Source organism: Arthrobacter sp. CAL618, from assembly GCF_000468215.1.
Classification (GTDB): Bacteria; Actinomycetota; Actinomycetes; order Actinomycetales; family Micrococcaceae; genus Arthrobacter_D.
In genome coordinates this window covers 1-5,807 of record NZ_ASZW01000099.1, presented here as the reverse complement: position 1 = coordinate 5,807, position 5,807 = coordinate 1, and the positions used below count along the sequence as shown (strand labels likewise).

General features: G+C 64.5%; 7 protein-coding genes and 1 pseudogene. 6 read left to right on the top strand and 2 right to left on the bottom strand.

Annotation, left to right across the window (positions count from 1 at the left end):
* Positions 1-500, bottom strand: a pseudogene (locus K728_RS23105) (TIGR01457 family HAD-type hydrolase); the annotation flags it as partial.
* A 63-nt stretch (positions 501-563) separates the two neighbouring features.
* On the opposite strand from K728_RS23105, the gene K728_RS0106425 reads away from it, so the two are divergent.
* The 3 genes from K728_RS0106425 to K728_RS0106415 all read left to right on the top strand — a co-directional run bounded on the left by K728_RS0106425 (position 564) and on the right by K728_RS0106415 (position 2,827).
* On the top strand, positions 564-1,199 hold the full coding sequence (locus K728_RS0106425) for a TrmH family RNA methyltransferase (RefSeq protein ID WP_019483292.1): 636 nt from the start codon (positions 564-566) through the stop codon (positions 1,197-1,199).
* A gap of 187 nt (positions 1,200-1,386) precedes the next feature.
* A complete protein-coding gene (gene fbaA / locus K728_RS0106420) occupies positions 1,387-2,406 on the top strand; it encodes a class II fructose-bisphosphate aldolase (protein WP_019483291.1) in 1,020 nt (339 codons plus the stop codon).
* A gap of 1 nt (position 2,407) precedes the next feature.
* Positions 2,408-2,827: a DUF3151 domain-containing protein gene (locus K728_RS0106415; protein ID WP_019483290.1), complete on the top strand. Its 420-nt coding sequence runs from the start codon at positions 2,408-2,410 to the stop codon at positions 2,825-2,827.
* 10 nt (positions 2,828-2,837) lie between these two features.
* On the opposite strand, the gene K728_RS0106410 is transcribed toward K728_RS0106415, so the two are convergent.
* Positions 2,838-3,440, bottom strand: coding sequence for a hypothetical protein (locus K728_RS0106410; protein ID WP_035747412.1), 603 nt, complete (start codon positions 3,438-3,440; stop codon positions 2,838-2,840).
* Between the two features lie 47 nt (positions 3,441-3,487).
* On the opposite strand from K728_RS0106410, the gene K728_RS18615 reads away from it, so the two are divergent.
* From K728_RS18615 to K728_RS0106395, 3 genes are all read left to right on the top strand, one after another.
* Positions 3,488-3,874: a DoxX family protein gene (locus tag K728_RS18615; RefSeq protein ID WP_019483288.1), complete on the top strand. Its 387-nt coding sequence runs from the start codon at positions 3,488-3,490 to the stop codon at positions 3,872-3,874.
* Between the two features lie 230 nt (positions 3,875-4,104).
* Positions 4,105-5,391, top strand: coding sequence for an adenylosuccinate synthase (locus K728_RS0106400; protein WP_024476241.1), 1,287 nt, complete (start codon positions 4,105-4,107; stop codon positions 5,389-5,391).
* 8 nt (positions 5,392-5,399) lie between these two features.
* Positions 5,400-5,666, top strand: a complete 267-nt coding sequence (locus K728_RS0106395; protein ID WP_019483286.1) for a DUF3253 domain-containing protein — start codon at positions 5,400-5,402, stop codon at positions 5,664-5,666.
* Positions 5,667-5,807: the final 141 nt, after the last annotated feature.

The following is a 5,807-nucleotide window of genomic DNA, read 5'->3' as shown; positions in this document are numbered from 1 at the left end:
ACGGCGCCGGTGGCAGGAAGCGGCCCTTCCTTGGATGGCCCGGTCACATCCGGGTTGGTAGCGATGAACCGTGCGCCGCCTTCCACCAACCGGATCGCCTTGGTGATGGCTTCGAACGAATAGGTGCGGGTTTCACCCAGCACCACATAGTCGGGGTGCTGATCGGTGAGCACGAAACCCGCGTTGTGCAACGCCGTCGTCAATCCGGCTTCGCCGATGACGTAGGCGCGTCCACCCGGCAGCTGCTCCTTGAGGAACTGGGCCGTGGCGAGGGCCGACGTCCACAGGTTCTCCTCGGGAATTTCCAGGCCCGAGGCTTTGAGCCGCGCCGCCAGATCCCTGGGTGTGTAGATGGAGTTGTTGGTCAGCACCAAAAACCGTTTGGAGGTGGCCACCCAACGGTCAAGTAGATCGGCCGCGCCTGGGATGGCCTGGTTCTCGTGAACGAGAACACCGTCCATGTCCGTCAGCCAGCATTCGATGTGTTCGTTCTCGCGCATGTGATCTCTCCCTGCCGTCCGGGCGGTGCTATCGGTCCCAGTCTTTCACCTTAGGCTGGGAGCGTGAAAGAAAATCCCGAAATTCCGCTCATTCCGGTAGGTGTCGGGCCCTGGGAGGGTCAGTTGCCGGCGGGCAGCCAGTGGGACCCCGAACTGCTGGCGGCAGGTGACACCCGCAACGTCGTCGATCAGTACCGCTACTGGACGCACGACGCAATCGTCGCCGACCTCGATTCCCGCCGTCACAACTTCCACGTGGCGATTGAGAACTGGCAGCACGACCTGAACATCGGTTCCGTGGTGCGTACCGCCAACGCCTTCATGGCCAAGGAAGTCCATATCATCGGACGACGACGCTGGAACCGTCGGGGTGCCATGGTCACCGACCGCTACCAGCACGTGCGACACCACCCGACCGTCGAGGAATTTGTTGCCTGGGCCAGCGGCGAGGGACTACGGATCATCGGGATCGACAACTTCCCGGACTCGGTGCCGCTGGAAACCTACGAGTTGCCGGAGAACTGTGTGCTGGTTTTCGGCCAGGAGGGACCGGGTCTGACCCCGGAAGTCCACGCCGCCGCCGATGCCACCCTGTCCATTGCCCAGTTCGGTTCAACGAGGTCCATCAACGCGTCGGCGGCTGCGGCGATCGCGATGCACGGGTGGGTTCGCCGGCACGTGTTCGGTCAGGGCGTCTAGCCTGGTCAGGTGAGGCCGTTTAGCGTGGTGCGGGGCCAGAAACGGCCCCCGCCGTCAGGTTTGGCGGTTGCAAGCGGCAAACCTGACCCTCCGGGTCGTTTCTGCCGAACGAGCAGTCGAATAGGATGGAATGAGCGGTCCGTTACCCATCCCGCCTGTCTAATACGCATTCCACAGAGGAGTCCTTATGCCTATCGCAACACCTGAGATCTATTCGGAAATGATCGACCGTGCCAAGGCCGGGGGCTTCGCATATCCGGCCGTCAACGTCACCTCTTCCCAGACCCTCAACGCCGCAATGCGGGGGTTCGCCGAGGCCGGATCCGACGGCATTGTGCAGGTCTCCACCGGCGGAGCAGCGTACTGGTCCGGTGCGTCGGTCAAGGACATGGTGGTGGGATCCCTGGGATTCGCAGCCTTCGCCCACGAGGTGGCCAAGAAGTATGACGTGAATATTGCGCTGCACACCGACCATTGCCCCAAGGACAAACTGGACGCATTCGTCCTCCCCCTCCTTGCCGCATCGGAAGAGGCAGTCAAGCGCGGCGGCAACCCACTCTTCCAGTCCCACATGTGGGACGGTTCAGCGGAAACCCTTGAAGAGAACCTGCGGATCGCCAAAGACATCCTGCCCCGCGCGGCGGCTGCCAAGATCATCCTCGAGGTCGAGATCGGCACTGTCGGCGGTGAAGAGGATGGCGTCGAAAACGCCATCAACGACAAGCTGTACACCACTGTCGAAGACGCACTGGCCACCGTTGAGGCCCTGGGCTCCGGCGAACACGGCCGTTACCTCACAGCGCTGACCTTCGGCAACGTCCACGGCGTGTACAAGCCCGGCGGCGTGAAGCTCCGCCCCGAAATCCTCAAGGACATCCAGGATCAGATCGGCGCCAAGCTGGGCAAGGACAAGCCCTTCGACCTGGTGTTCCACGGCGGATCCGGTTCCTCAGCCCAGGAAATCTCCGACGCTGTCTCCTACGGCGTCATCAAGATGAATATCGACACCGACACGCAGTACGCATTCACCCGACCCGTGGTGGACCACATGCTGAAGAACTACGACGGCGTGCTGAAGGTCGACAACGAGGTTGGCAACAAGAAGGTCTACGACCCACGGGTGTGGGGCGCCGCAGCCGAGGCCGGTCTTGCAGCCCGCGTGGTCGAGGCCGCAGCATCACTGGGATCCGCCGGGAAGAAGCTCTAGCATGTCGGACGAATTCCGCCGCAACCTCCTCGGCCCCGAGCCCACCCTCCTCCCCGAGGAAACGGACCTGGGTGCACGCCTCGACGCCGGCGACGAGGCGGTAGACCTCGCCGCCAAGTACCCGACGTCGTCGTTGGTGTGGGCCATCCTCGCGGATGAGGCCTACGCCGAGGGGCGCACCATCGAGTCCTACGCGTACGCCCGAACCGGGTACCACCGCGGCCTCGATGCGCTGCGGCGGAACGGATGGCGGGGCACCGGCCCGGTCCCGTACTCGCACGAACCCAACCGCGGGTTCCTCCGCTCGCTGTACGCGCTGGGCAGGGCTGCGGCCTCCATCGGAGAGATGGACGAGGCGGAGCGCATTGCCAAGTTCCTCGGCGAATCCGATCCGGAAGCCAGCAGGCAGCTCGGCAACTGAAGGTGAAAAACTAGGTTGACGGTCGCTTGATGCTGGTCACCACGGTGACCAGCATCGGCGCGGCCGGGGCGGAGCTGAACCCGAACCGCACCGGTGGGGACAGCCGGGCGAGTGCGCCCTGGTCCCTGCCGTGCCAGCGCACCGACGCGGCCGCAATTTTCACCGCCGCCGTCACCCCGTAATACTCGGTGCGGCCGTTGCCCGCCGAACCCGCCGTCTGCACCCCCGGCATCACAAGACCGGCCACCGGGTTGATCAGGCTGAGCCAGCGCGGTGACGTTGCTACCCGGGCGGGAACGAGGCTGAGCAGCCGACCGAGCCCTGTCACGCCGCCAAGGTCGGCGGTCAGTTCGAGCGGCGCCGCTGACACCGTCAGCCGATGCTCGTCGAGTGTGGAGACCACGTCCACCACCTGAATCTGATCGAACGTGTAGGTAGCGCTGACGTAGTCCGCGACGGCCTGGTTCGGCGCGAGCAGGGTGCGCCGGCCGCCGTCGTCCTCCACCATGACGTCGGTAAAGGCGCCCAGCGGCGAATCCGCCCACAGGCCAACGACCAACCGGATTCCGGCGGCGGTACCAACTCCCGCAATGTTGCCAACAAATCGATCCATGATCATATTCTCCCCTCCCGGTGCGCCCCAGGTGGCATCATGAGCCTATGCAGACGAACCGGATGGAACTGGTGTGGGTGGCGCTCGCCGCCGTGCTCGCGTTCTTCTTTGTCCGGGCCGGGATCGAGAAGGTCATGGGGGACCCCGCCGCGCTGCTCCCGTTCCAGGAATCCGGGCTTCCCGGCTGGACTGTCTACCTGACCGCTGCCGGCGAATTCATCGGGAGTGCTGCCCTATTCGTTCCCAGGGTGCGCACCCCGGGAGCGTTGCTGCTCGTTCTTGTCATGACCGGCGCCGCGGTGACGAACATCGTCAACGGTGACGTGGGGTACCTGTGGACCAACGTGCTGCTGGGCGCCGGTGCCATGGTGCTGGCCTGGCAGGGGCGAAGCCACCTGCTGAACCCACTCCGGCGGGACAATCGTCCGGGCTGAGGAGCTCGAGGCTTCCGGGACCCAGAACAGGTCAAGAAGTCGGTTGTGGATGCCGCTGCCGGAGCCGGGTAATCATCAAGCCGAGCGTCAACGGGATCTGTTGCTAAACTTGGGTGGTAAGAGCCCCAGATCTCTTGCCGCAATGCACTGAGGTCTTGGGGCATTCTCATGCACTTCTGGCGGCATCGGCACGGTGTCCGGATGCCGCCGCAACGATGGGGGAGGATCCCATGCCAGCGATCGTTATTGTCGGAGCCCAGTGGGGCGACGAAGGTAAAGGCAAAGCAACAGACCTACTCGGCGGGCGGGTTGACTACGTCGTCAAGCCAAACGGCGGGAACAACGCGGGGCACACCGTCGTCGTCGGCGGTGAAAAGTACGAGCTGAAGCTCCTTCCCGCAGGCATCCTGAGCCCCAACGCGGTCCCCATCATCGGCAACGGCTGCGTCATCAACCTTGAGGCACTCTTCGAGGAGATCGAGGGGCTCGAGGCGCGCGGCGCCGACACGTCCAAGTTGCGTATTTCGGCGAACGCGCACCTGGTCGCTCCGTATCACCAGGTGTTGGACAAGGTCACTGAACGGTTCCTGGGCAAGCGGGCCATCGGCACCACCGGGCGCGGCATCGGTCCCGCCTACATGGACAAGGTGGCACGGCTGGGGATCCGGGTCCAGGACGTCTTCGATGAGTCGATCCTGCGGCAGAAGGTTGAAGGCTCACTCGCCCAGAAGAATGAACTCCTGGTCAAGGTGTACAACCGGCGTGACGTGGAGGTGGAGGAAGTGGTCGAGTATTTCCTCGGCTTCGCCGAGCGCCTCCGGCCGCTGGTCATCGATTCCACCTATGTGCTGAATGAGGCGCTCGACGCCGGCAAGGTGGTGCTCATGGAAGGCGGCCAGGCCACGTTCCTGGACGTAGACCACGGCACCTACCCGTTCGTGACCTCGTCGAACCCCACCGCGGGTGGCGCATCGGTCGGCTCGGGGATTGGCCCTACCCGGATCAGCCGCGCAGTGGGCATCATCAAGGCCTACACCACGCGCGTCGGCGCCGGTCCCTTCCCCACCGAACTCTTCGACGACATGGGCATGTACCTGCAGACGAAGGGCGGCGAGTTCGGTGTCAACACCGGGCGGCCACGCCGCTGCGGTTGGTACGACGCCGTCCTGGCCCGCCATGCGGCCCGCGTCAACGGCTTCACCGACTACTTCGTGACGAAGCTTGACGTGCTCACCGGGATCGAGCGGATCCCGGTTTGCGTGGCGTACGACGTCGACGGCGTCCGGCACGATGAGATGCCGATGACCCAGACCGATTTCCACCACGCCAAACCCATCTTCGAGTACTTCGAGGGCTGGACCGAGGACATTACCACCGCGCGGACTATCGATGACCTGCCCGATAATGCGCAGGTGTACGTTCGGGCGCTGGAGAAGATGTCAGGTGCCCGGTTCTCGGCCATCGGCGTGGGTCCAGACCGGGACCAGACCATCGTCATCAACGACCTGATCGGTTAGGGAACCGGTTGGGCCCCGCTGGCGACGACACCGGTCGGCTGCTTGAGGACGCCATTCGGCGGCTCCTCGACGAGCGGGCCCCCGAGGCGACGATCTGCCCGTCGGAGGCTGCCCGCGCAGTATCCGACGGGCAGTGGCGGGACCTGATGGAGGCGTCCCGGGACGCTGCCAAGCGGTTAGTTGCCGCCGGTGAGGTGGAGATTACGCAGGGCGGAGCGGTCATCGATCCGTCCACCAGCAAGGGGCCGATCCGGATTCGGCGCCGTCGCGCCTAAACGCTTACATTTCGGTCCGCCTCGCCGACAGTTCAGTGAGGAGCCGACAACCACCCGAATCCAGGTCGTCGCCCACACAACTTTTGAGGGGCGGAAATGGCGCCGACGGCGTTTTCTGAGCGAGCCTTTCCCGCTCACCGG